This window comes from Paraburkholderia sp. A1RI-2L (assembly GCF_048957375.1).
GTDB lineage: Bacteria > Pseudomonadota > Gammaproteobacteria > Burkholderiales > Burkholderiaceae > Paraburkholderia.
In genome coordinates, this window is the sequence record NZ_JARBTA010000002.1 from 1749440 (window position 1) to 1773291 (window position 23852).

18 protein-coding genes are annotated in these 23852 nt (G+C 66.0%); 8 read left to right on the forward strand and 10 right to left on the reverse strand.

Features of this window, described 5'->3' with window-relative positions; all coding sequences use genetic code 11:
* Nucleotides 1–15: 15 nt before the first annotated feature.
* A complete protein-coding gene (locus tag PWP93_RS22820; protein ID WP_421046054.1) occupies nt 16–870 on the reverse strand; it encodes an ABC transporter permease in 855 nt (284 codons plus the stop codon).
* 480 nt (nt 871–1350) lie between these two features.
* Between PWP93_RS22820 and PWP93_RS22825 the strand changes: the two genes are divergently transcribed.
* The 5 genes from PWP93_RS22825 to PWP93_RS22845 all read left to right on the forward strand — a co-directional run bounded on the left by PWP93_RS22825 (nt 1351) and on the right by PWP93_RS22845 (nt 7345).
* Nucleotides 1351–2925, forward strand: a complete 1575-nt coding sequence (locus PWP93_RS22825; protein ID WP_421046055.1) for a PLP-dependent aminotransferase family protein — start codon at nt 1351–1353, stop codon at nt 2923–2925.
* Nucleotides 2926–3080: 155 nt separating this feature from the next.
* A complete protein-coding gene (locus PWP93_RS22830) occupies nt 3081–3485 on the forward strand; it encodes a nuclear transport factor 2 family protein (protein ID WP_421046056.1) in 405 nt (134 codons plus the stop codon).
* Between the two features lie 149 nt (nt 3486–3634).
* A complete protein-coding gene (gene xsc / locus PWP93_RS22835) occupies nt 3635–5446 on the forward strand; it encodes a sulfoacetaldehyde acetyltransferase (RefSeq protein ID WP_421046057.1) in 1812 nt (603 codons plus the stop codon).
* Nucleotides 5447–5537: 91 nt separating this feature from the next.
* Nucleotides 5538–6587, forward strand: coding sequence for a phosphate acetyltransferase (gene pta, locus PWP93_RS22840; RefSeq protein WP_421046058.1), 1050 nt, complete (start codon nt 5538–5540; stop codon nt 6585–6587).
* Nucleotides 6584–7345: a sulfite exporter TauE/SafE family protein gene (locus tag PWP93_RS22845; protein WP_421046059.1), complete on the forward strand. Its 762-nt coding sequence runs from the start codon at nt 6584–6586 to the stop codon at nt 7343–7345. Before pta ends, PWP93_RS22845 begins: the two co-directional genes overlap by 4 nt.
* 41 nt (nt 7346–7386) lie before the next feature.
* On the opposite strand, the gene PWP93_RS22850 is transcribed toward PWP93_RS22845, so the two are convergent.
* The 4 genes from PWP93_RS22850 to PWP93_RS22865 form a co-directional block, all read right to left on the reverse strand.
* Nucleotides 7387–9129 (reverse strand): cobaltochelatase CobT-related protein, encoded by a 1743-nt coding sequence (locus tag PWP93_RS22850; RefSeq protein WP_421046060.1) that lies wholly within the window; start codon nt 9127–9129, stop codon nt 7387–7389.
* A complete protein-coding gene (locus PWP93_RS22855) occupies nt 9126–10112 on the reverse strand; it encodes an AAA family ATPase (protein WP_421046061.1) in 987 nt (328 codons plus the stop codon). Before PWP93_RS22855 ends, PWP93_RS22850 begins: the two co-directional genes overlap by 4 nt.
* A gap of 47 nt (nt 10113–10159) precedes the next feature.
* On the reverse strand, nt 10160–11620 hold the full coding sequence (locus PWP93_RS22860) for an amino acid permease (protein WP_421025431.1): 1461 nt from the start codon (nt 11618–11620) through the stop codon (nt 10160–10162).
* A 177-nt stretch (nt 11621–11797) separates the two neighbouring features.
* Complete coding sequence (locus PWP93_RS22865) at nt 11798–13213, reverse strand: NAD(P)/FAD-dependent oxidoreductase (protein WP_421046062.1); 1416 nt, start codon at nt 13211–13213, stop codon at nt 11798–11800.
* 314 nt (nt 13214–13527) lie between these two features.
* Here PWP93_RS22865 and PWP93_RS22870 point away from each other — a divergent pair, with 314 nt between their 5' ends.
* From PWP93_RS22870 to PWP93_RS22880, 3 genes are all read left to right on the forward strand, one after another.
* The gene (locus tag PWP93_RS22870; protein ID WP_421046063.1) at nt 13528–14391 is read left to right on the forward strand and encodes an IclR family transcriptional regulator; all 864 of its coding nucleotides are present in this window, start codon (nt 13528–13530) and stop codon (nt 14389–14391) included.
* A 217-nt stretch (nt 14392–14608) separates the two neighbouring features.
* The gene (locus PWP93_RS22875) at nt 14609–16246 is read left to right on the forward strand and encodes a GMC family oxidoreductase (RefSeq protein WP_421025434.1); all 1638 of its coding nucleotides are present in this window, start codon (nt 14609–14611) and stop codon (nt 16244–16246) included.
* A gap of 118 nt (nt 16247–16364) precedes the next feature.
* A complete protein-coding gene (locus PWP93_RS22880) occupies nt 16365–17684 on the forward strand; it encodes an MFS transporter (protein WP_421025435.1) in 1320 nt (439 codons plus the stop codon).
* A gap of 71 nt (nt 17685–17755) precedes the next feature.
* Here PWP93_RS22880 and PWP93_RS22885 read toward each other — a convergent pair whose 3' ends face one another.
* The 5 genes from PWP93_RS22885 to PWP93_RS22905 form a co-directional block, all read right to left on the reverse strand.
* Nucleotides 17756–18775, reverse strand: coding sequence for a CobW family GTP-binding protein (locus tag PWP93_RS22885; RefSeq protein WP_421046064.1), 1020 nt, complete (start codon nt 18773–18775; stop codon nt 17756–17758).
* Nucleotides 18772–20448: an amidohydrolase gene (locus PWP93_RS22890; RefSeq protein WP_421046065.1), complete on the reverse strand. Its 1677-nt coding sequence runs from the start codon at nt 20446–20448 to the stop codon at nt 18772–18774. Before PWP93_RS22890 ends, PWP93_RS22885 begins: the two co-directional genes overlap by 4 nt.
* 15 nt (nt 20449–20463) lie before the next feature.
* The gene (locus PWP93_RS22895; protein ID WP_421046066.1) at nt 20464–21876 is read right to left on the reverse strand and encodes a sodium:solute symporter family protein; all 1413 of its coding nucleotides are present in this window, start codon (nt 21874–21876) and stop codon (nt 20464–20466) included.
* Nucleotides 21877–21996: 120 nt separating this feature from the next.
* Complete coding sequence (locus PWP93_RS22900) at nt 21997–22200, reverse strand: DUF3311 domain-containing protein (RefSeq protein ID WP_421046067.1); 204 nt, start codon at nt 22198–22200, stop codon at nt 21997–21999.
* Between the two features lie 210 nt (nt 22201–22410).
* A complete protein-coding gene (locus PWP93_RS22905; protein WP_421046068.1) occupies nt 22411–23793 on the reverse strand; it encodes an MFS transporter in 1383 nt (460 codons plus the stop codon).
* Nucleotides 23794–23852: the final 59 nt, after the last annotated feature.

Below are 23852 nucleotides of genomic sequence, written 5' to 3' on the forward strand. Positions count from 1 at the left end.
CCTCGGATGACCCGATCAGTTATGTCCGCGCCAGGGAACGACTATGTTTTCGATCTTGCGAATCGCCAGCTCCATGGCATACCCGATCAACCCGATGATCACGATGCCGACGATCACGATGGCAACCTGCAAGGCTTGTCCTGCGAACTGCACGAGCCAACCCAGCCCGCTGCTCGCCGCGATCAGTTCCGCGGCCACGAGACAGGTCCACGCCACGCCGATGCCCACACGCATCGAGGTGAAGATTTCCGGCATGGCCGAGGGCAGCACGACCTTGCGGAAGATTTGCGCGTTGGTCGCGCCGAGCGTGCGCGCCACCGAGATGCGCAGCGCCGGCGTGCTTTTCACGCCCGACATGGTGCCGATGATGATGACCGGAATGGTGCCGACCAGAATGAGAATGGCCTTGGGCAATTCGCCGATGCCGAACCACACCACCAGCAGCGGGATATAGGCAAGCGGCGGAACCGGCCGAATGAACTGCAGCAGCGGGTCGATGATGTCGAATACGATCTTGTTTCGCGACATCAGCAGGCCAACGGGAACGCCGATCACAATCGCGCCGACAAAACCCACAACGATGCGCAAGCAACTAACCAGGATGTCGCTGATGAGCGACTGTCCGCCGTAGCCGTTATGGATGATGTCGACGAAGGCTTGCCACACCGCCACCGGCGAAGGGAGCGCAAAGGACGGAAAAATGCCTGCTTTCGATACCGCCTGCCAAAGCACGACGCAGATCGCGAGAACGGCGGTCGTCAGCCACCAGGAATTGAACTTGCCGTGGCCGCGGCGTATCTTGATCACCGGCTCGATTGGCGAGTCGACGGGATGCTTCATCATTTTCGTCAGTCTGGGTAAGGCTTTCACCGCCGTCTCCTCAAGTTGAAATGCAATGAGCTCGCCGCGGAACGCTTTTTTGTTTCACCACGCTTGTTGTTAGCGTCTCGCCCGTTGAACCAAGGATTCTCAATCAATAAAACGGCGGGTAGTACCACGCGGGAAGATCCGATGGAGCCAGTGCCAGATGAGCCCGGCACCATGGATTCCTTCGATGATTCGGACGGCGTGCGCAAACCGCGCGCCCGCTCGCCGTTCTGCGCTCGCGCTGCGTCGCAGCAGCGGCAAGCGCTCGCCCGCACCCGTGAGGGTTCTCCCGAAGGCCGGTGAGGCAGGTTCATCGCGAACCGTCGCTCCGAAATTCACCTAATCGACTCGGGAGGCCCCTATTGAATATTGTGGGCCGATAATGGCCGAATGTCAGGTCGATTTATCGGCTTTGCAAACCGGCGATCGAACTTTCGGACTTTCACCGCCCTCTCACCGCCCTCACCCATCACAGGAGCAAGCATGCCGACCCGCACCCCGTCCGCCCTTTGGGCCCAGCAGTTCCGACGGTCACCGGAGTCGAAAACAAGTCTGCAGCACCAGATTCGCGAGATGCTGGTGGCCTCCATCCTCGACGGACAACTGCCGCCCGACGCCGCGCTGCCGTCGAGCCGCGAACTGGCCGAGCAGCTTGGCGTCGCCCGCAACACCGTCGTGCTCGCCTATCAGATGCTCGTCGAGGAAGGCTATCTGGTCTCGCGCGAGCGCAGCGGCCACTTCGTCAACCCCGCCATGCTGGAAGGCCTGCACGGCGTGACGGTGCAAAAGCAGGCGCAGCAGCGCGTGCAGCAGCGGGAGCAGCAGCGCGCGGATCAAGCCGTCGCGGCCGAGCCGCATGGCGCGGCGTCGCCCTTCGCCCCGGTCTGGAAATCGCGCATCCAGCGCCCGCCCTCGGCCCAGCGCAACATCGTCAAACCCGCCAATTGGCAGAACTATGCATATCCGTTCATTTACGGGCAGTTCGATCAATCGCTGTTTCCCACCAACGACTGGCGCGAGTGCTGCCTGAAGGCGCTATCGATCATGGAGATCCGCAACTGGGCGCCCGACCTGATCGAACGCGACGACGAGTCGTTGATCCAGCAGATCCGCACCCGTGTGCTGCCGCGGCGCGGCGTGTTCGCGATGCCCGACGAAATCATCATTACGAATGGCTGCCAGCAGGCGCTCTACCTCGTCGCCGATTTGCTGTTCGGGAAAAACACGACGGTCGGCTTCGAGAATCCGGGATATCCCGATGCCCGCAACATCTTCGTGAACCGCAAGGCGAATCTGCTCGAACTGCCGATAGACGGCGAAGGGATCGATCCGGTGCGCCTCGCCGACTCGCTCGCGCGCTGCGATTACGTGTTCGTGACGCCGAGCCACCAGTGCCCGACCACGGCCACCATGCCCATCGAGCGCCGCCGCGCGCTGCTCGAGCTCGCCCAGCAGCACGACTTCGTCATCATCGAAGACGACTACGAGAGCGAGAACACCTTCTCCGGCACGCCGCATCCGGCCTTGAAGAGCCTCGACACGGCGGATCGCGTGATCTACGTCGGCAGCCTTTCGAAGACCTTCGCGCCCGGCCTGCGTCTGGGCTACGTGGTCGGCCCGCCCGAGCTCGTGCGCGAGCTGCGCGCGCTGCGCCGCCTGATGGTGCGTCACCCGGTGGCCTATATCCAGCGCGCGTTCGCGACCTTCCTCGCGCTCGGGCATCACGACGCGCTGCTGCGCCGGCTCGCCCATGCCTACAAGGAGCGGGCGCGCGCGCTGATGGCGGCGCTCGATACGCATTTACCCGAGGTGCGCTACGTGCCGGTCGGCGGCGGCGCGTCGTGCTGGGTGCAAGGCCCGCCCTGGCTCGACTCCGCGCGCCTCGCCGACGATGCGCGCGAGGCCGGCATCCTGATCGAGCCCGGCGGCGTGTTCTTCGCCGACGACGCCGAACACAGCCCCTGGTTCCGCATGGGCTTCTCCGCCATCGAGCTCGACAAGATCGAACCCGGTGTGCGCGCGCTCGCGCAAGTCGTGCGTCTGCAGCGTCCCGCCTGAGCGTCCCCGCCGCGGCCCTGAGCGGCCCGCATGCTGGCCCAGGCGAAAGATTCGCACTGGTGCTACCGCACTCGATGAGCAAACCTTAACGTGTCGATATACGGTGCCACGCACGACTTCTCGTGCACGGCGCCGGCTTCCAACTGGAGACACGTATGGCAGATACGCTCAGCGCCCAATCCACCGTCACGGCCGACACGCTCGCCGCCTTTTCCGATGCCTTCAACCGTCATGACGCCAATGCGCTGATGGAATTCATGACCGAAGACTGCGTATTCGACGCGGCTGGCGGCCCCGAAGTCTACGGCACCCGCTTCGTTGGACGCGAAGCGGTGCGCGCCGCCTTCGAAGCCGTCTTTCGCACCTTTCCCGACGCCCACTGGGGCGCGGGACGCCACTACGTCGCGGGCGATCGCGGCGTGTCCGAATGGGTGTTCACGGGCACGCACGCTGAAGGCTGGCGCATCGAAGCCGAAGGCTGCGATCTGTTCGAGTTCCGCGACGGACGCATTGCCGTGAAGCGCGCGTTCCGCAAGGAACGCCCGAAGCTGCAGGCGTAAGTCCACGCAGTGGCACCCGGCGTTTTGAAACGAAACGTTCCATTCCATTTCAGATTCACCCATCGAGTTCGGATTCCCTTGACCCTCATGGGACGCCGAATAGCATTGAAAGCACGGCATTGCCGTCACACGACAACCGGAGACAGTTGATGAGCGAAAAGACCTCGACCCAGGCGGCCAGCGGCCCGCAGGACATGACCCCGTCCGAAGCCTTTGTTGAAACCATGGCGGCCAACGGCGTGACCGACATGTTCGGCATCATGGGCTCCGCGTTCATGGACGCGATGGACATCTTCGCGCCCGCCGGCATCCGCCTCATTCCCGTCGTTCACGAGCAAGGCGCGGCTCACATGGCCGACGGCTACTCGCGCGTGTCGGGCCGTCACGGCGTCGTGATCGGCCAGAACGGCCCCGGCATCAGCAATTGCGTGACTGCTATCGCGGCGGCGTACTGGGCCCATAGCCCGGTCGTGATGATCACGCCCGAGGCGGGCACGATGGGCATCGGCCTTGGCGGCTTTCAGGAAGCGAATCAGCTGCCGATGTTCCAGGAGTTCACGAAGTACCAGGGCCACGTGACCCACCCCGCGCGCATGGCCGAATACACCGCGCGCTGCTTCGACCGCGCCATGTCCGAAATGGGCCCGACCCAGCTGAACATTCCGCGCGACTACTTCTACGGCAAGATCAAGGCCGAGATTCCGCAGCCGCGCCGCCTCGACCGCGGCCCCGGCGGCGCCGAAAGCCTGAACGAAGCGGCCGATCTGATCGCCAGCGCGAAATTCCCGGTCATCATCTCGGGCGGCGGCGTCGTGATGGGCGATGCGATCGAGGAGTGCAAGGCGCTCGCCGAACGCTTGGGCGCGCCGGTCGTGAACAGCTACCTGCACAACGACTCGTTCCCGGCGAACCATCCGCTCTGGTGCGGCCCGCTCGGCTACCAGGGATCGAAGGCCGCGATGAAGCTGATCTCGCGCGCCGATGTGGTGATCGCGCTGGGCTCGCGTCTTGGACCGTTCGGCACGCTTCCGCAACATGGTATGGACTACTGGCCAAAAGACGCGAAGATCATCCAGATCGACGCCGATCACAAGATGCTCGGCCTCGTGAAGAAGATTTCGGTGGGCATTTGCGGCGACGCCAAGGCGGCTGCGCAGGCGCTCACCGAGCGTCTCGCGAACCGTACCCTCGTGAGCGACGCCACGCGCGGCGAACGCGCCGACCAGATCGCCGGCGAAAAGGCCGCGTGGGAAAAAGAGCTCGATTCGTGGACCCACGAGCGCGACGCCTACAGCCTCGACATGATCGAAGAGCAGAAGCACGAGCGCACGCCCACCGGCGGCGAGTATCTGCACCCGCGCCAGGTGCTGCGCGAGCTGGAAAAGGCCATGCCCGAGGACGTCATGGTGTCTACCGACATCGGCAACATCAACTCGGTGGCCAACAGCTACCTGCGCTTCAACAAGCCGCGCAGCTTCTTCGCGGCGATGAGCTGGGGTAATTGCGGCTATGCGTTCCCGACCATCATCGGCGCGAAGGTTGCCGCGCCCCACCGCCCCGCGGTCTCGTATGCGGGCGACGGCGCATGGGGCATGAGCCTGATGGAAACGCTCACCTGCGTGCGCCACAACATTCCGGTGACGGCTGTGGTGTTCCATAACCGCCAGTGGGGCGCGGAAAAGAAGAACCAGGTCGACTTCTACGACCGCCGCTTCGTGGCGGGCGAGCTCGAAAGCCCGAGCTTCGCCGGCATCGCGAAGGCGATGGGCGCGGAAGGCATCGTGGTGGACAAGCTGGAGGACGTGGGCCCGGCGCTCAAGCGCGCGATCGATCTGCAGATGAATCACGGCAAGACGACCATCGTCGAGATCATGTGCACGCGCGAGCTCGGCGATCCGTTCCGCCGCGACGCGCTCTCGAAGCCCGTGCGCCTGCTCGACAAGTACAAGGACTTCGTCTAAGCGGCAAAGTAGCGGCCCGCGCGCGCCCACCCGGCGCGCGCGGGTTTTTCGCATATGGACGTTGCGTTATTTATCTGAATCCCATGAAACCATGAAAGCCCTGAACCGCATCGTCGAAAGCGCCCGCCAGGCGCCCATGCGCATCGTGCTTTGCGAGGCCGAGGACGCGCGTGTGCTCGCCGCCGCGGCCCGGGCGAGCCAGGAAGGCATCGCGCGCATCATGCTCGTCGGCCAGCCGGACGCCATCCGCGCCGCCGCCGCGCGCGAGTCCATCGACCTTGGCGAGATCGCGCTGATCGACCCGCAAACCAGCGCCTGGCGCACCGCGTTCGCCGACGAGCTCGTCGCGTTGCGCGGCGCCAAGGGCATGACGCCCGCGCTCGCATGGGAAGAGGCCGCCAAGCCCCTCGCCTTCGCCAATCTGATGGTGCGTCTCGGCCACGCGGATGGCTCGGTGGCCGGCGCCGTCCACACGAGCGCCGACGTGGTGCGCTCGGCCATCCAGCTGATCGGTGTCGAGCCTTCGTTCAAGCTCGTATCGAGCTTCTTCCTGATGATGCTGTGCGAGCCGTTTCACCGCTATAAAGGCGCGCTGATCTTCTCCGACTGCGCGCTCGTGGTGGACCCCGACGCGGCGCAGCTCGCCGAAATCGCGATGGCCGCCGCGGACAGCGCGCGCAGCCTGCTGATGGAGGAGCCGCGCGTCGCGATGCTGTCGTTCTCGACGAGCGGCAGCGCCCACCACGCGAGCGTGGACAAGGTAATCGAGGCGACCCGCCGCGTGCACGAGCAGCGCCCAACGCTGTGCGTGGACGGCGACGTGCAGCTCGACGCGGCGCTCGTGGCGGAGATCGCCGAGCGCAAGATCGAGCATTCGCAGTGCGGCGGTCACGCGAACGTGCTGGTGTTCCCGAATCTCGACGCGGGCAATATCGGCTACAAGCTCGCGGAGCGGCTGGGCGGCGCGAAGGCCATCGGCCCGCTGATGCAGGGTCTCAACCGGCCCGCCAACGACCTTTCGCGCGGCTGCTCGCCCGAAGACATTTATTACGTGATCGCCACCACGGCGGTCCAGGCACAAGCGGCCCAGGCGGCCCGCCCGCGCGCCGCCGCTCACTCGCAGGAACCTCACGCAGCATGACGCATGAGAAGGTTTTGGTGCTGATCGCCGTGATCGGCGCCGCCAGTTATTTTCAGACAATTACCGGCTTCGGCCTGGGCATGATCGTGATGGGCGCCACCAGCGGCTTCAGCCTCGCGCCCATCGCCAGCATCGCCACCCTGATGAGTCTCGTCACGCTTGCCAACAGCGCGGCCGCGCTGCCCGGCAAGCTCCACCATATCGACTGGCGCGCCGTGGGCGCGGCGACGCTCGGCGTGCTGCCCTCGGTCGTGGTGGGTGTGCTGCTGCTCGATTATCTGAGCACGGCGGCTTCGGGCGTGCTGCAATTGCTGCTCGGCGCGGTCGTGCTGTATGGCGGCCTGAGCGCCGCGTTGCGGCCCGCGCCGCTCGCGCGGCGTTCAGGAGACCGCAGCTTTTTCGTGAGCGGCGTATGCGGCGGTCTGTTGAGCGGCATGTTCGGCGTCTCGGGGCCGCCGCTCATCTTCCAGTTTTATCGCCAGCCGCTCAAGCTGATCGAGATTCGCTGCGCGCTGATCGTGATTTTCACGGTGACGTCGCTCACGCGCGTGCTGTTCAGCGCCTGGGAAGGCGCGCTGCCCGTCTCGATCTGCATCGAGGCCGCGCTGGCCGCGCCGGTCGTCATGCTGATGACGGTCGCGGCGCGCCACTACCCGCCTCCGCTCTCCACCATCGCAATGCGCAGGCTCGCGTTCAGCGTGCTGATGGTGATTGGCGCATCGCTCGTGCTTTGCGCGGTGAGGGAAATGGTCGGCTGAATCGGACCGAATATCAGCAGACCAAGTGTCATACCGAAGTGTCAGACCGAGTGGGCCGCCTGGCAGCGCCCGATCCATCGCGCAAGACCGATCAGCCGCGCCATGTCGAGCGCCTCGCCCGAGTCGATTGCTACGCAGTACGAGTAGTACGGGCTGAGATCCAGCCCCACGCCCAGTCCGATCACATCGACGTCGCGCATGGCCTCGTGCTTCGCCACTACTTCTTTCAGGTGATTGTCCAGGTAGAAGGCGTCGTTCATTTGCGCCGTGGCCGTGTCCATCGGGCTGCCGTCCGAGACCACCACGAGAATGCGGCGCGCCTCAGTGCGGCTCGCGAGCCGCGCGCATGCCCATTCGACGGCCTCGCCGTCCACGCCCTCGCGAAACAGGTCCGCCTTGAGCAGCGCGGCGATGGCCGGGCGCGCGCGGCGCCAGCTTTCGTCGGCGGATTTGAACACCATGTGGCAGGTCTCGTTCAGGCGTCCCGGATGCGGCGGCCGCCCGTTGGCGAGCCAGTCCGCCCGCGCGCGCCCGCCGTTCCAGGCCTGCGTCGTGAAGCCGAGCACCTCGGTGGCGATGCCCGCCTGCTCGCACGCGCGTGCGAGCAGATCGGCCATCATCGCGACCGGCTCGATATGCGCCTTCATGGACCCCGAGCAATCGATCAGGAAGCCCACCACGCAATCGCTGCGCGGCTCGAAGCGCTCCTGTTTGAACACGCGCCGCTCGGCCGGCGAGCTGACGACTTGCGCAAGGCGCCGGCCGTCGATGCGGCCGTCTTCCTCGCCGAACAGCCAGCCGTCGCGCTGCGGCACCGCAATCGCCATCTGCAGCACGCGCGCGAGCCGCGCGACGTTGATGTTGCAAGCGGCGATGCGCCCGTCGAGCCGCTCGCGATACTCGCGCAGCAGCGCCTCGCGGACGTGCGCCGCGGGGCGGATCTCGCGGTCGTACTGCGTGGTGTAGGCGCGATAGCCGTCCGTCGCATCGGCCAGCACGCGGCTCGTGCCGGTGGTCGCGAGCGCGGGCAGCTCGACGCTGGTTTCGTCGAAGTCGACCCAGAGCGAGAACGACGTCAATGCGTCGTCGGGCGCGCGGGCTTCGCTGTCGTCGTCCTGGGCGCGCGCCGCGCGCGCGTCGTCGAGCATCGACGCGATGCGCCGCGCCAGTTCCAGCGCATGCACTGCGTAGGCGCGCTGGTCGGCGCGGTTCGCGCGCAGCCCGGCAAGCTGGACGCCGATCGCCGGCACGATGCCGGCACGCGTCGCCTCGATCAAATCCTCGGTGTCTTCGAGCACGGGCCAGCCAGTCACGCGCGACCACACGATCTGCGCGACCGTATAGAGCAGGATGCCGAGGTGGCCCTCGCTCATGCCTGAGCGGCACCAGGCGCGCGACCACGTTTCGAAGCGGTGCCGCAGGTTCTGCGCGAGTCCCGGCATGCCCGGCGGCAGGCATGCCTCGCAGCGCACCTGCTCGAATAGCTCGAACAACAGGCGCTCGATGGCGTCCTCGGGACACAGCGCCCGGTGCAGCGCGGCATCGGAATGGAGCAGCCGCAGCGCGGCGGCGTCGGCCGCGCCGCGCTGCGAGGGGAAATCGTCCTGGTAGGCGTTGCTGCGCAGATGCGGGGCATGCAGCGCAAGCGGCCGCAACTCGCGGCACAGCCGGCCGCCGCGATAGTGGAGCGCGGCGTCGCCGGTGAGCGCGCGCACGGCGGCCGCGCAGAGCGCCTCGTGCCGCAGCGCGGCGCGCACGGCTTCGGGCGTGGGTGCGGTCGTCACGTGCGCGGCTCCGGCTCGTCGCCGCCCGCGCCGCCGAGTTCGACATCGAAGCAGCGCTGGTAGTACTCGGCCACGATGGGCCGTTCCGCCTCATCGCATTTGTTCAGGAAGGTGAGCCGGAAGGCCAGCGCGGGATCGCGGAAAATCTGGCAGTTCTCGGCCCAGTCGATGACCGTGCGCGGCGACATCAGCGTGGAAAGATCGCCGCTCGCGAATCCCTTGCGTGTGAGCGCCGCCATGCTGATCATCGAATCGACGAGTTGCCGGCCGGCCTCATCGGCCATTTCCGGCACGCGCGCGAGCACGATGCCGGCCTCCTCCTCGCGCGGCAGGTAATTGAGCGTGGCGACCACGTTCCAGCGATCCATCTGCGCGTGATTGAGCATCTGCGTGCCGTGATAGAGGCCGTTGAGATTGCCGAGGCCAACCGTGTTGGTCGTCGCGAACAGGCGGAAGTGCGGATGCGGACGGATCACGCGATTCTGGTCGAGCAGCGTGAAGTTGCCGTCCCTCTCGAGAATGCGCTGGATGACGAACATCACGTCGGGGCGGCCCGCGTCGTATTCGTCGAAGATCAGCGCCACCGGACGCTGCAGCGCCCACGGCACGATGCCCTCCTGAAACTCCGTGACCTGGCGGCCGTCGCGCACCACGATGGCGTCCTTGCCGACCAGATCGAGGCGGCTGATGTGGCCGTCGAGATTCACGCGCACGCACGGCCAGTTCAGGCGCGCCGCGACCTGCTCGATATGCGTGGACTTGCCCGTGCCGTGCAAGCCCTGCACCATCACGCGCCGGTTGCGCGTGAAGCCGGCCAGAATCGCGAGCGTGACCTCGGGGTTGAAACGGTAGGCTTCGTCGAGGTCGGGCACATGGGCGTCGCGTTCGCTGAACGCCGGCACCATCAGATTCGAATCGAAGCCGAAGCGCTCGCGCACCGACACGATGCGGTCCGGCCCTTCCATCGCGCGTTCCGTCGTCATGGTGTTCTCCCTTTCGTCTCGCTTGCGTTCCGGCTCATTCATCGGCCTCATTCGCCAAAGTTTCCAGCGCCGCCGGCATGCGACAACTTTGCAAAGCCCGCGCCGTAATCGAGTGCGCGCTCGCGCGCCCTTGCGCGGCGATGCAGCCACGCATAGGTCACGAGCAGCACCGCGAGGCTCGCGACGCCGAGCCAGAGCGGCTTGCGCTGCTCGGGAATGAACGCCATCGCCACCAGAATTCCCACCATACCGATAATCGCGACCCACGTGAGGTACGGGAAGCACCACATCCGCACGCGCAGCTCGCCGACTGCCGCCGGATCGAGGCGCTTGCGCAGGCGCAGTTGCGACAAGGCGATCAGCAGATAAACAAAGATCGCGACCGTGCCATACGAGTTGACGAGAAACGCGAACACCGTATCGGGCGACACATACGACATCACGACCGAGATATAGCCGAACACGGTGCCGAGCAGGATCGCGCGCACCGGCACGCCGCGGCGGTTCACCTTGGCGAGCGCGGCGGGCGCATCGCCGTGGCGGGTCAGCGCGAACAGCATGCGCGAGGCCGCATAGAGTCCCGAGTTGAGCGCCGAAAGCACGGCGGTCAGCACGATCGCGTTCATGATGTTCGCGGCGGCCGGCAGGCCCATGACTTCGAGCGCGCTCACATAGGGCGTGGCCATGCGCGCCGAATTCCACGGCACGAGCGCGACCACCAGCAGCACGGAGCCCACGTAGAACACCAGCACGCGCGTGATGACCGAATTGGTGGCCTTCGCGACGGCCTTGGCCGGCTCGCGCGCTTCCGCTGCCGCAATCGTGACGATTTCCGCACCGAAGTAAAAACCCGTTGCCGCGACCGCGCCGCTCAATACTGGCCCGATGCCCTTCGGCATGAGGCCGCCATGACCGAGCAGCGTCGGCAGCACGGCGGTCGTGTGCAGCGACGCAGGCCACAGCCCGAGCACATAGAGCCCGCCAAGAAACAGGAAGACGATGATGGCCGCCACCTTGATCGAGGAGAACCAGAACTCGAACTCGCCGTAGCTGCCCACCGAGATCAGGTTCGTCGCGCTCAACAGAACGAGCAGCACGAGACTGATGATCCAGGCTGGCGCATCGGGTAGCCAGAACTGCACGAGCTTCGCGCCCGCCACCGCTTCTACGGCCACCACGATCACCCAGAAATACCAGTACATCCAGCCCGTGAGAAAGCCGGCGAGCTTGCCGGGACCGCGCCAGGTGGCGAACGCGAGCCGCGCATATTCGTAGAACGAGCCGACCGCGGGCATCGCGCAGGCCATTTCGCCAAGCATGCGCATCACCAGCACCACGAGGCCGCCGGTGATGAGGAACGAGAGCACGGCGGCGGGTCCGGTCTGCTGGATCACAACGCCGCTGCCAACGAACAGGCCCGCGCCGATGACCCCGCCTAGCGCGATCATCGTCATGTGGCGCTGCTTGAGGCCGCATTTCAGTTCCTGGTTATCCATAGAAGGTTGCATATCGTCTCCTGAGATTCAACTCCGGGTTTGTATGAATACGGTGCGGCGCGCTTTGCGCGCCGCCCGGAGTGAGGTCATTCGGTGATTATTTGCTTCGCGATCCGAACGTAATTTCCGTGGATCGTCCGCAGATTGACGGCCTAGCCGCCGCTCGGGCCCGCTCTTCAGGCCCGCAGTTCAGGCTTTCTCGTCGCGCCTGAAGTACTGCAGATAAAGCATGCGCTGGCCGATGCGCCTGAACGGCGCGAACAGGTGGCCAGGCAGCGGCGTGGTGAAAATCGGCAAAGTTTGCTGCGCGCCCTTGCCCGCGATGCGCTCGGCCAGCCGCCGCCCCGCCTGCTGCGAATATGACACGCCATTGCCGCCGTAGCCGAGTGCGTAAAACACCGATTGCCGGGGATCGGGCTGGCACACACGGGGCATCATGTCGTGGCTCACGTCGACCCAGCCCCACCACGAGTAGTCGATGTCCACGCCGCGCAGCGCCGGGAATTTGCGCGCCATGCCTTCCTTGAGCAGATCGAGATGGCGCGGATTCGGCGCGTCCTCGCCGGTGATCGCGCTGCGGCTGCCGATTTGCAGCCGGCGATCGGGCAGGAAGCGATAGTAAAAGCGCAGCGTGCGCGTGTCCGTGAGCACCTGGGTCGTGCGGAAATTGCAGGCCGCGATCTCGGCATCGGTGAGCACGCGCGTGACCATCGAGTTCGAGAGGATCGGCATGATCTTGCTATGCAGCGTGGGATGCAACGTCTGCGCCGTGTACGCGCCGGTCGCGATGCCCACCGCGCGCGCCCGCACGATGCCGCCCGGCGTGCGCAGATGATGCACGCCGTTGATGGTCTCCCACCCCATCACCGGACTGCTCGTGTGGACCCTGGCGCCCGCTGCGCGTGCGAGGCGCAGATAGCCGAACGCGAGCTTCAGCGCATGGATGCCGATCCCTTCGGGCTCGTGCAGCGCGCCGGCCGCCTCATGGTCGTTGATGAATTCGCGGCGGAAGGTTTCGGCGCTCAGCAGCTCCGACGGGTAGCCGAACACGTCCTTCCACACCTTCGCCTCGGCGGCGAGCTTGGCCATGATGCGGGGCCGGTGCGCGATCAGGAAGTGGCCGCCCGGCTGCGGATCGCAGTCGATTTCAGAGACCAGTTGCTTGAAGTGATCGAAGCCCTGCTGGATCTCGTCGTGCATTTTCAGCGCGACGTCCTTGCCCCAGCGCTCGATCCATTGCGAGCGCGAGAGGCGTCCCGAGGCATTCTGCCCCTGTCCGCCGTTGCGGCTGCTGCAGCCCCAACTGGTGCGGTTCGCTTCCAGCACGACGGCCTTGATGCCGTGCTCGCGCGCGAGGCACAGCGCGGTGGCGAGCCCCGTATACCCCGCGCCGATGATCGCGACGTCCACGTCGAGATCCTTGGTGACCGGGCCGTCGTCGGGCGGCGGGCTGCCGGCGGTCGCGACCCAGTAGGTCGGCGCATAGTCCTTGCCGATGCCCGGGCCTGGCGACACGAGTGGGTCGTAAGTGGGGTCGTACTTGGTAGAAGCGGCGTTCCGCGCAACAAAGCCGGATACCGCGGGATCGACGGTGCTGTATCCCATGATCAACCCTCCACAATTTTCGTGAAGACGGTTGCGAGAGCGGGTGCTGCCGACTGCGTGTTCGTCATGCTTGTCTCCTGTCTTCATTTTTCGCTCTGTTGGAAAAATTCTAGGCAGACGCGCATGGCGCAGGTAGAGCCAGTGGTCCAGTATCGCCTGGTACAGCGCGCGAAAACCGCAGGGCGTATTCGGGTAATCCGCTAGATAACCGCGTGAACTTTCCGTCGATACTGAAAAAGGCGGCAAAACTCGAACAATTCGTTTCATTTCCGCGTATGCCGGATGCTTTGGCACGCCCCTTATGGAGGAGACCGATGCGCAGCACCGCGCCTGAGAGCGCACCAATCAGCGGACCCAGCAGAGCCCACAGCAGCACCCCTGCTCTGCGCGAAGAATCGGCGACCGACGACGCTCGCGTGCTGCGCGCGCTCGTGGTGATCGAGCAACTGGCCTCGGCGGGCCAGCCGTATACGCTCTCGCAGTTGTCCGCGCGGCTGCATATCCCGAAGGCGACGCTGCTGCGGCTCATCGATTCGCTGGAAGCGCGCGGCTACGTGATCCACATGCCCGATTCGCGCGGGCACGACCGCAGCATCGCGCTGGGGCCGCGCGCGGCGCAGCTCGCGCTCGCCACGCTCGCCAACAATACCTTCACGCGCTCGTGCCGCGTCCTGCTGCGCGCGCTCGTGGAAACGCTCGGCGAAACCTGCAATCTCACCGCGCTCGACGGCGACCGCGTGCTCTACATCGAGCGCGTCGAAACCACGGAGCCGCTGCGCATGGAGATGCGTCCGGGCATGCACGTGCCGCTGCACTGCACCGCGAGCGGCAAGCTGTTTCTCTCGCAGATGACGGTGCTTGAGCGCAACACATTGCTCGAACGCCTCGTGCTGACAAAGATGACGCATCGCACCCTGACGACGCCGAAGGCGCTCGCGGCCGAACTCGAACAGCTGGCGGTGCGCGGCATCGGCATCGACAACGAAGAGTTCGTGCGCGGCATGGTCGCGATTGCGGTGCCGGTGCGCGAACCCGACAGCAAGCGCGTGCTGGCCGCGCTCGCCGTGCATGCGCCCACCGCGCGCGCCACGCTCGAAGAGCTGCTGGAGTCGGTGGAGCGCATGAAGCAAACGGCGAGCAAGCTCGCGCCCCTGCTCCAGGGGCTGTCTTTGCCCTAAGCTGCCGTGATCGGATGCAGGTGCGCCGCCACTTCGGCGGCGAAGCCTGCGCGCTACCCGATGGAATTCTGATCCCGTTTCGGCAGTTTTCGTTTCACTTTCGGCCAGTGCGCGCGATTGGCGCTTGCGGTCGTCCTCTCCATCCACGACATTGGTCCGAAAACAGCGGCGCGGCATGTACGTCGTGCCGCTCCGGGATTTCGAGGAGACGGGATTCATGGACCACGAGGTCGACTACCTGATCGTCGGCGCCGGATCGGCCGGGTGCGTGCTGGCCAACCGGCTCAGCGCCGATCCGCGCAACGCCGTGCTGCTGCTCGAAGCGGGCGGCGAGGACAACAATCCGTGGATTCACGTGCCGGTCGGCTATTTCAAGACCATGCACGACCCCAAACTCGACTGGTGCTATCGCACGGAAGCGGACGAAGCCGTGGCGGGCCGCCAGATCGACTGGCCGCGCGGCAAGGTGCTGGGCGGATCGAGTTCGCTCAACGGCCTGCTTTACGTGCGCGGACAGCGCGAGGACTACGACGGGTGGGCGGCGCTGGGCAATCGCGGCTGGAGTTACGCGGAAATCCTCCCTTACTTCAAGAAGTCCGAGGATCAGGAGCGCGGCGCGAACGACTGGCATGGCGTGGGCGGTCCGCTCAAGGTGTCCGACCTGCGCCTGCGCCGGCCCATCGCCGATCACTTCATCGCGGCTGCGCAGGAAACCGGCATCCCGTTCAACGACGACTACAACGGCGCGGTCCAGGAAGGCGTGGGCTACTTCCAGCAGACGGCGTACAAGGGCTTTCGATGGAGCACCGCGAAGGGCTTTCTCAAGCCCGCGCGCAAACGCAGCAATCTGAGCGTGGAAACGCGGGCGCAGGCGTGCCGGATTCTGTTCGAAGGACGCCGCGCGGTGGGCGTGGAGTATTTGCAAGGCGGCGTGCGCAAGCGCGCGCGGGCGCGCGTCGAAGTCATCGTGGCCTCCGGTGCGATCGGCTCGCCGCAGCTTCTGCAACTGTCGGGCATCGGCCCCTCGCGCGTGCTGGACAAGGCCGGCGTGCCGGTGCTGCATGACCTGGCCGGCGTGGGCCAGAATCTCCAGGACCATCTCCAGGTGCGGCTCGTGTTCCGCACCCGCGAACGCACGCTCAACGACGAGGTCAACCACCCGTTGCGCAAGGCGTGGATCGGCCTGCAGTACGCGCTCTGGCGCACCGGGCCGCTCACGCTGGCCGCAAGCCAGGTGGCCATCTTCACGCGCTCGAACCCCACGGTCGAGCGCCCGGACATCCAGTTCCACATGCAGCCGCTGAGCGCCGACAAGCCGGGCCAGGGCGCGCATCCGTTCTCGGCGTTCACGGCGTCGGTCTGCCAGCTTCGGCCTTATAGCCGGGGTAGCGTGGAAATCGCTTCGGCCGATCCGCTCCAGTACCCCGCGATTCGCGCCAACTATCTGTCCGATCCGCGCGATCATCCGGTCGTGATCGACGGCATACGGGTGGCGCGCCGCATTGCCGCCGCGCCTTCGCTCGCGCCCCACATCATTTCCGAGTTCGTGCCGGGCGAGCAGTACCAGACCGATGACGAATTGCTGGACGCCGCGCGCCGCTTCAGCCAGTCGATCTATCACCCGGCCGGAACCTGCAAGATGGGCGGCGACGCGATGGCGGTCGTCGACGAGCGCCTGCGCGTGCATGGCATCGCCGCGCTGCGGGTGGTTGACGCATCGATCATGCCAGAGCTCGTCTCGGGCAACACCAACGCCCCCGTGATCATGATCGCGGAGAAAGCCGCCGACATGATTCTCGAAGATCACCCCGCCCTCGCCGCGCCGCAACAGGCGTACGCCGAGGCGCACTCCTGACGCAGAAAAGCGCAGCAGCAACAGGTTGTCCGTACCAAAAATAAAGGATCGCTAACGAACCCGCCGGCATTTCAAGGAACCGCACCGCACCAGGTGCGCCCACAAAGGAGATAGCCCTATGAACGCATTGCCCCGCACCGACGCCACGCAGATGAGGCGCGTGGTAGTCGCGAGCCTGATTGGCGCGACGATCGAGTGGTACGACTTTTTCCTCTACGGCGTCGTCGCCGGCATCGTGTTCAACAAGCTGTATTTCCCGAGCGGCGATCCCCTCATTTCGACCATGCTCGCCTACGGCACCTTCGCGGTGGGTTTTCTGAGCCGCCCGCTCGGCGGCATCGTGTTCGGCCACTTCGGCGACCGGCTCGGGCGCAAGAGCATGCTGATCCTGACGCTTTCGATCATGGGCGTGGCGACGGTCTTGATCGGCACCGTGCCGACCTTCGCGCAGATCGGTCTCTGGGCGCCCGCGCTGCTGCTGATCCTGCGCGTCGCGCAAGGTCTCGGTCTGGGCGGCGAATGGGGCGGCGCGGTGCTGATGTCGTTCGAATACGCGCCCGAAGACAAGCGCGGCTTTTACGCGAGCATTCCGCAAATCGGCCTCGCGATCGGGCTGTGCCTCGCCTCGGGCGTAGTCGCGCTGCTTTCTTCGACGCTCAGCAATGCGCAGTTTCTCGCGTGGGGCTGGCGGCTCGCATTCTTCCTTTCGTTCGCGCTGGTGGCCATCGGCATGTATATCCGCCTGCGCGTGCTGGAAACTCCCGAATTCGAACGCGTGAAGCAACAAGGCGCGGAGATCCGCGTTCCGATCTTCGAGGTGCTCGGCCGCTATCCCGGCAATGTGCTCGCGGGCATGGGCGCGCGCTTTATCGACGGCGTATTCTTCAACGTGTTCGCCGTGTTCACGATTGCCTACCTCACGCAGACCATCAAGCTCTCGCGCACCGACGCCCTGCTCGCCGTGATGGCCGCTGCCTTCACGATGATCTTCACGATCCCGTTCTTCGGCCGCCTCTCGGACCGCATCGGCAGAACGCGCATTTACTTCTGGGGCTCGTTGTTCACGGGCTTTTCGTCGTTCTTCGGCTTCTGGCTCATGAAGCATGCCGGCGGCTCGCCCGTGCTCGTGTGGATTGCCGTGATCATTCCGCTCGGCGTGATCTACGCTTCCGTGTATGGGCCGGAAGCGGCGCTGTTCGCGGAGTTGTTCGACGCGAACGTGCGCTATTCCGGCATCTCGTTCGTCTATCAGTTCTCGGGCATCTTCGCGAGCGGCATCAGCCCGATCATCGCGACGTGGCTTTTGCAGCGCAATGGCGGCGATCCGTGGCTCATCTGCGTCTATACGATGTTCGCGGGTCTCGTGAGCGCGCTCTCGGCCATGTGGATGGGCCGCCATCGTCATTCGCGGCCCATGGCGATGAGCGGGGCGCGGTGAACGGTTTCGGCGAGCGCCATCCGTGATTGGCTGCGGTGATTGGCTGTGGTGATTGGCTTCAGTGACTGCCATCAATGAGCGGCATGCCGCGCCGTCTGGCGGCATGCGAGCAGTCCGTCACGCAGGATTGATTCGGTTTCCGAATCGATGAAGCCGATGAAGACGAGCACGCCCTCCTCGCCGCCCGCCGTCTGCTCGCCCTGGGTGGGCGGCGTCATGCGCAGCCGGCGGGCCGCGACCTGGCACACGCGCGTGCTGACGCCGCCCTCGGTATCGGCCACGCGCACGAAGCCCTTCGCGCGCAGGATCGTGCGCGGCAGCGCCTTGAGCCACGCACGCAGACGCGCCTTGTCCAGCACATCGGGCGCGGCCAGCGTCACGCTTGCAAAGCTCGGGAACGCGCCGGCGCCCGACCCGATCGGCTGGTGCTGCCAGCGCCTCGCGTCGGCGAGCGCCAGCGTTTGCGGCACGCTCGCGTCGAATAGCAGCGCGGGCGGCACGCGCCCGTGATCGGCGGCCACGACGATGTCGGTGGCCGCGAGCGCGCGCACGTCCGAGACCGCGCGCTCGCGCGACTCGGGCGCAACGAGATCGAGCTTGGTGACGATCACCGCGCTCGCGCTATCGATCTGCTGCTGCGCCATCGCGCCCACCAACGGATCGACCAGCGTGCGCACGAGCTCGGGCGCGTCCACCACGACGAGCACGGCCGTAAGGCGAAACGCGCCGTTGAGCAAGCCCACCTGGGCGATCTTGGCCGGGTCCGACACGCCGCTCGCCTCGATCAGCAGCAGGTCCGGACGCGCTTCGCGTGCGGCCAGACGCGCGAGCGCGTCGGCGAGCGCGCCGCCGATGGTGCAGCAAATGCAGCCGTTGTCGAGTTCGATCACGTCTTCGCTGCGCGCGCGAATGAGCCGGCCGTCGATGTTCACCGAGCCGAAGTCGTTCACGAGCACCGCGATGCGCTTGCCATGCGGCGCCTCCAGCAAGTGATTGACCACCGTGGTCTTGCCCGCGCCGAGATAGCCGCCGATCACCGCGAGGTCGATCGGCGCGCGCGCATTCGATGGTGTGTCGCGGGCGTTCATCATCGTGGGGCGCGCATGATGCGCCCGCCAAGCACCGTGCCCCACACCGGCACATCTTTCAGGCGCTCGGGCGCGCAGGTGCTGGGGTCTTCGTCGAGCACCGCGAAATCGGCGAACTTGCCCACCTCGACGCTGCCGATCAGATGATCGAGCCGCAGCGTATAAGCCGCGCCTAGCGTGATCGCGTGCAGCGCCTCGTCGACGGTGATCCGCTCGGCCTCGCCGAGCACGCGCCCCGACGCCGTCTCGCGCCGCACCGCGCACCATGCCGTGAAGAGCGGGCTCAACGCCGTGATGGGCGCATCCGAATGCAATGCGTAGGGAATGCCCATGCGCTGCGCCGAGCCGGCCGGGTCCATGCGGTTGGCGCGGTCCGGGCCCATGGTCTGGCTGTAGTGCGCATCGCCCCAGTAGTAGAGATGGTTGGCGAAGAAGTTCACGCACAGGCCCAGCGCGCGGATGCGCCGCAATTGCGCGGCATCCGCCATCTGGCAGTGCTGCAGCGTGTGCCGGTGATCGGGCCGCGGGTGCCGCGCGAGCAGCGTCGCGAGCGCGTCGATCACGACCTCGGTGGCTTCGTCGCCATTGGTGTGAATATGCAGTTGCAGCCCCGCGCAATGGTACGGCTCGAACACCTCGACCAGCCGCTCCGGCGGAATCAGCCACAGGCCGTTGGGCTGCCCGCCCGCGTAGCCGGGCCAGCGCACGCGCGCCGTGAAGCCCTGGATCGAACCGTCGACGATGAACTTCACCGGCCCGAAGCGCAGCTTGTCGGTATTGCCCTTGATCGCTTCCAGCACGCCGGCTGCGCCTTGGGCGGGATTACGCTGCGGCGCGAACGCGGGCACGATGCGCACCGGGTAATCCGGGTCGGCGGTCACGCTTTGCAGCGTCTCATTGCCCAGCGGCGAGAGGTCGTTCACGAGATCGGTGGCCGTGGTGACGCCCGCGAGCTGCGCGACGCGGCCGAAATTCCAGACCGCGTGCGGCTTTTCGCTGGCCGCGATCGCGAGCTTGCCGCCAATCACCTGGTAGACCGGGAACATCGCGGCGAACTCCTGCAGTTCGCCCGTCGGCTGGCCGTGCGCGTCGCGCGCGATGCCGTCCACGTCGGTGTCCTCGTCGATGCCCGCGAGCGCGAGCATCGCGCTGTTCACGTTCATCAAATGCACGCTCGCATGGAGGATCGCAATCGGGCGAGTGGCCGAGACCGTGTCGAGCTCGCGCGTCGTGAGGCGCGCCGCGCCGAAGTAGATCGGATCGAAGCCCCACGCGAGCAACGGGCCATCTTCGGTCATCGCGCGCTCGGCTTGCGCGAGGCGCTCCAGCACGGCGTCGAGCGTGCGCAGGCCGCGCCACAGCGTGCCGTCCGGGCCGCGGCGATCGTAGTAGCCCACGTAGACCGCATCCCATACCGCGCCTTCCATCAAGTGGCAATGCCCTTCCACGAGACCGGGCATCAGCACCTTGTCACGCAGCGTGTCGTCGCGCGTACAGGCGCTGTACTGCGCCTCCCAGCGCGCGGCGTCCTCGCTCGTGCCGACCGCGAGAATGCGGCCCTCGCGCACGGCCACATGCGTTGCGTGCGGCTGGCCGGGATTGAGCGTGAGAATGCGGCGCGCCGCGAAAACCGTGACCGGCGCAGACGGCGTGGAAGACGATGCGTGCGGATTCATCGAGAGGTTCATCTCCTACGAATGATGGTGAAGCGAATCGGGCATGGCATAGCGGTCACCGGACGGGCGCATCAGGACATGCATGACGAACACCACGAGCACGTTCACGCCGAGGCACACGAGGCCGAGATTGATGCCGCCGAAGCCGATGTGCAGCACATAACACACGATTGCGAGCAGCTGGCCGCAGACGATGCCGGCCGCCACCGCGCCGGGGCGCACGCGGCGCCGGGCGAGCAGGAGCAGCATGCCGGGGAGGAACTGCGTCACGCCGTAATACGTCAGGTTGATGAGCAGGAGCATGAGGTTGGGCGTGAGCAGCGTGGTGGCGATGGACACCAGCAGGTAGGCCACGATCACGAATTTCGCCGCGCGCTTCTGGCGCGCCTCGGGCAGGTTCGGGATGAGATTGCGCGTGACGATCGGGCCGATCGCGAGACAGATGCCGGCCAGCACGAGCAGCCCCGAGAGCGCGGCGCCCGCCGCGACGAGACCGATCAGCCAGTCGGGCAGCAGATGGACGACGGCGGCGAAGAACGCGTCATTGGGCGAGGCGAGCTTGAGGTTAGCGCTGATCGCATAGTACGAGGCCACCACGAGGAACGGATACATCAGCATGTAGAGCGGCATCGCGATCTGGGTGCGGCGAATGGTGTTCGGTCCGCGCGCCGTGAAGAAGTTCTGCGCCGCGAACGGCATCATGTAGAAGCCGAGCGACTGGAACAGCATCGTGCTCATGGAGAAGCGCAGTTGCGGCGGCGTCATGGCGTTGCTCACCTGGTGGCTCGCGGCATGAAAGACCTCGTGCGTGCCGCCGGCCATCCACGCAGCGGCCACGCCCGTCACGACGATCGCAAGCAGCATCAAGATGTCCTTGAGCACCGCGATCCACGCGGAGGCGCGCACGCCGGAAATGGCGATATAGGTGAAGGCGAGCGCCGCGCAAACGACGATCAGCCAGACCGGCTGAACTTGCCAGCCGAGTCCCTTGAGCGCGGCGGCGAGGCCCGTGAACTGCAGTTCGCCCCAGGGGATCAGGAACAGGATGGACGAGCCTGCGACGATCAGTTCGAGCATGCGGCTGCGATAGTGGCCCTTGAAAAGATCCGCCTGCGTGATGGCGTTGTGCTGCTTGCCGGCCTCCCAGATGCGCGGACCGATGAAATAGCCGATGGGGTAAGCAAGCAGAATGTAGCCGAGGAACCAGATGCCATAAGTCGGCCCCTTCGCATAGATGCCGCCCGGAAAGCCGACCATCGTGCCGATGCTGTAGATCTCGCCGGCCGTCAGGAAGAACACGAGCGCGGTGCCGAACTGGCGCGACGCGACGAAGAAGTCGTGCACGCTCTGCTTGCCGTGGCCGCGCCGGGAGCGAATGGCGAGATACAGCGAAAAGGCGATCAAAAGCGAGAAAACGAGTGTGGACATGCGCGGCTCTCCAGAGTGGAGACGGTGGGACGGGCGGCGGGATCGGCGGCAGCGGGCGGCGGCGGTTTGCGCGACTGGCTGTGGCGCCAACGGTGGCGCCAACTGCGCGGCTGACGCCCGCTAGCTCTCGCTCGCGTAGCGGTGCCGGTCAAAGAAGTGCCAGCAGAGGAACAGGCACCCGGAGGTCAGGAGAAACCAGCAGAAGATCCACGCGTAGATGAAGGGCACGCCAAAGACGTAGCGGTCAGGCTGCGCCGCCACCCACGGCAGCGCGCCGATGACACCCAGAAAAGGAAGGCCGATTCCGATCAGATACCTGAGCATCCTTGTCTCCTTGGGCTGTGGCGCCTGGCCCTTGTCCCGGGCCATGCGCATCGAGCCAACTGGTTGCTTCGAGTATCAGCTGTCAAAAGCAGGTACGGATAGTGCCAGATGCGGACTATCGATGAGTCCAATGCCAACGTCAACGCGCCAACGTCAACGCGCCAACCGCCATTGCCCCTGCGCCAACGCCACTGCATCAATGCAACCCGGTCAACGCCACCAGCGCAGCGGCCGCCGCAGCGTGTGCCGTTCGATCCGCACCGCCGGCATGCCGTCGAGGAAGGCGAAGGCGCCCGCCTCCTGCGCGCCCATGCGCCGCTCGCGCTCCTCGTCGGCTTCGACCGTGCGCGAGGTATCGATGAAGAGCGCGGCGACGATGCCCAGCGCAAGCAAGCCCGCCGAGATCATGAACGGCACGTTATAGCTGCCGGTATGCTCGATGAGGTAGCCGAACACGACCGGCGAGACCATCCCCGCGATGCCGAAGCCCGTGTTCATCATGCCGCCTGCCGTGCCCGCATACTTGCCGGCAATGTCGAGCGGCAGCGTCCAGAGCACCGGATTCGTGATCTCCAGGAAGAAGAACGAAGCGGAGAGGAACAGCACCGCGACCACCGGGTTGGTGGCGGACACCATCGGCAAGAGGAACGCGAGCGAGCCGCCCATGCCTGTCACCAGCACCGCGCAGCGCGCAAAGCGCAGCCGGCCGGTCCACTTGAAGAGCCGGTCGGAGACCACGCCGCCCAGCGTGTCGCCCACCACGCCGGCCAGCAGCGGCAGCGCCGTGAAAAGCGCGAGGTGCTTGAGGTCGAAGCCGCGCGACTCTTTCAGATACGACGGCAGCCAGGTCAGGTAGACCCACAGCAGCCAGCCATAGCAGAAGTCCACGAAGGTGACGAGCCACATGCGCCGCACGAGCTTGCGCCACGGCGTGGCCGCATGCTTGGCGCGGTCGCAGTCGCCCTTGCGATAGCCGATCTCCGCGGTTTCCTCGGGCGTAATGCGCCGGTTCTGCTCCGGCGAGTTGGTGAACACGCGCAGGTAGAGCACCGTCCACATGAGGCTCACGATGCCGAGCAGGATGAACGCGTCGCGCCAGCCGCCCGTCGCCACCACCGCAAGCACGAGCGGCGGCGTGACCGCGCCGCCCAGGCGTGCGAAGCTGTGCGTGATGCCCTGCGCGAAGCCGCGCTCGCCCACCGGCATCCAGTACGTGAACGCGCGCGTGGCGGTGGGAAACGCCCCGCCCTCGCCCACGCCGAGCGCGAAGCGCAGCCCGACCAGCATCGCCACGCTGCCCGCGAAGCCCGTGGCCAGCGTTGCCGCGCCCCAGATCAGCGAGAGCACGGTGAGCACGAGCTTCGGCCCGAACTTGTCCGAGAGCCAGCCGCCGATGATCTGCATGAGCGCATAGGGATACGCGAATGCGGAAAACACGAGCCCTAGCTGCACCGCGCTCAGGCCCATTTCATGGCGGATGAGCGGTCCCGCGACTGCGATGTTCACGCGGTCGATGTACGAAATGAAGTACATCAAACACATGACGCCGAGAATAATGTGGCGCGTTTTCACGCGCTGCGCGTGCTGTTTCATGTCGTCGTCTCCTGAGTCCCTCTTATGTGTCACTCGACCTGCTGCATATGGGCGTGCCG

What these genes read in the sequence shown, in the direction of transcription:
- PWP93_RS22830 (WP_421046056.1), top strand. Translation starts at nt 3,081, where the DNA reads ATGGCAGATACGCTCAGCGCCCAATCCACCGTCACGGCCGACACGCTC.
- pta (WP_421046058.1), top strand. Translation starts at nt 5,538, where the DNA reads ATGAAAGCCCTGAACCGCATCGTCGAAAGCGCCCGCCAGGCGCCCATG.
- PWP93_RS22865 (WP_421046062.1), bottom strand. Translation starts at nt 13,213, where the DNA reads ATGGGATACAGCACCGTCGATCCCGCGGTATCCGGCTTTGTTGCGCGG.
- PWP93_RS22855 (WP_421046061.1), bottom strand. Translation starts at nt 10,112, where the DNA reads ATGACGACGGAACGCGCGATGGAAGGGCCGGACCGCATCGTGTCGGTG.
- PWP93_RS22860 (WP_421025431.1), bottom strand. Translation starts at nt 11,620, where the DNA reads ATGCAACCTTCTATGGATAACCAGGAACTGAAATGCGGCCTCAAGCAG.
- PWP93_RS22905 (WP_421046068.1), bottom strand. Translation starts at nt 23,793, where the DNA reads ATGAAACAGCACGCGCAGCGCGTGAAAACGCGCCACATTATTCTCGGC.
- PWP93_RS22825 (WP_421046055.1), top strand. Translation starts at nt 1,351, where the DNA reads ATGCCGACCCGCACCCCGTCCGCCCTTTGGGCCCAGCAGTTCCGACGG.
- PWP93_RS22845 (WP_421046059.1), top strand. Translation starts at nt 6,584, where the DNA reads ATGACGCATGAGAAGGTTTTGGTGCTGATCGCCGTGATCGGCGCCGCC.
- PWP93_RS22885 (WP_421046064.1), bottom strand. Translation starts at nt 18,775, where the DNA reads ATGATGAACGCCCGCGACACACCATCGAATGCGCGCGCGCCGATCGAC.
- PWP93_RS22875 (WP_421025434.1), top strand. Translation starts at nt 14,609, where the DNA reads ATGGACCACGAGGTCGACTACCTGATCGTCGGCGCCGGATCGGCCGGG.
- PWP93_RS22880 (WP_421025435.1), top strand. Translation starts at nt 16,365, where the DNA reads ATGAACGCATTGCCCCGCACCGACGCCACGCAGATGAGGCGCGTGGTA.
- PWP93_RS22895 (WP_421046066.1), bottom strand. Translation starts at nt 21,876, where the DNA reads ATGTCCACACTCGTTTTCTCGCTTTTGATCGCCTTTTCGCTGTATCTC.
- PWP93_RS22870 (WP_421046063.1), top strand. Translation starts at nt 13,528, where the DNA reads ATGCGCAGCACCGCGCCTGAGAGCGCACCAATCAGCGGACCCAGCAGA.
- xsc (WP_421046057.1), top strand. Translation starts at nt 3,635, where the DNA reads ATGAGCGAAAAGACCTCGACCCAGGCGGCCAGCGGCCCGCAGGACATG.
- PWP93_RS22900 (WP_421046067.1), bottom strand. Translation starts at nt 22,200, where the DNA reads ATGCTCAGGTATCTGATCGGAATCGGCCTTCCTTTTCTGGGTGTCATC.
- PWP93_RS22890 (WP_421046065.1), bottom strand. Translation starts at nt 20,448, where the DNA reads ATGAATCCGCACGCATCGTCTTCCACGCCGTCTGCGCCGGTCACGGTT.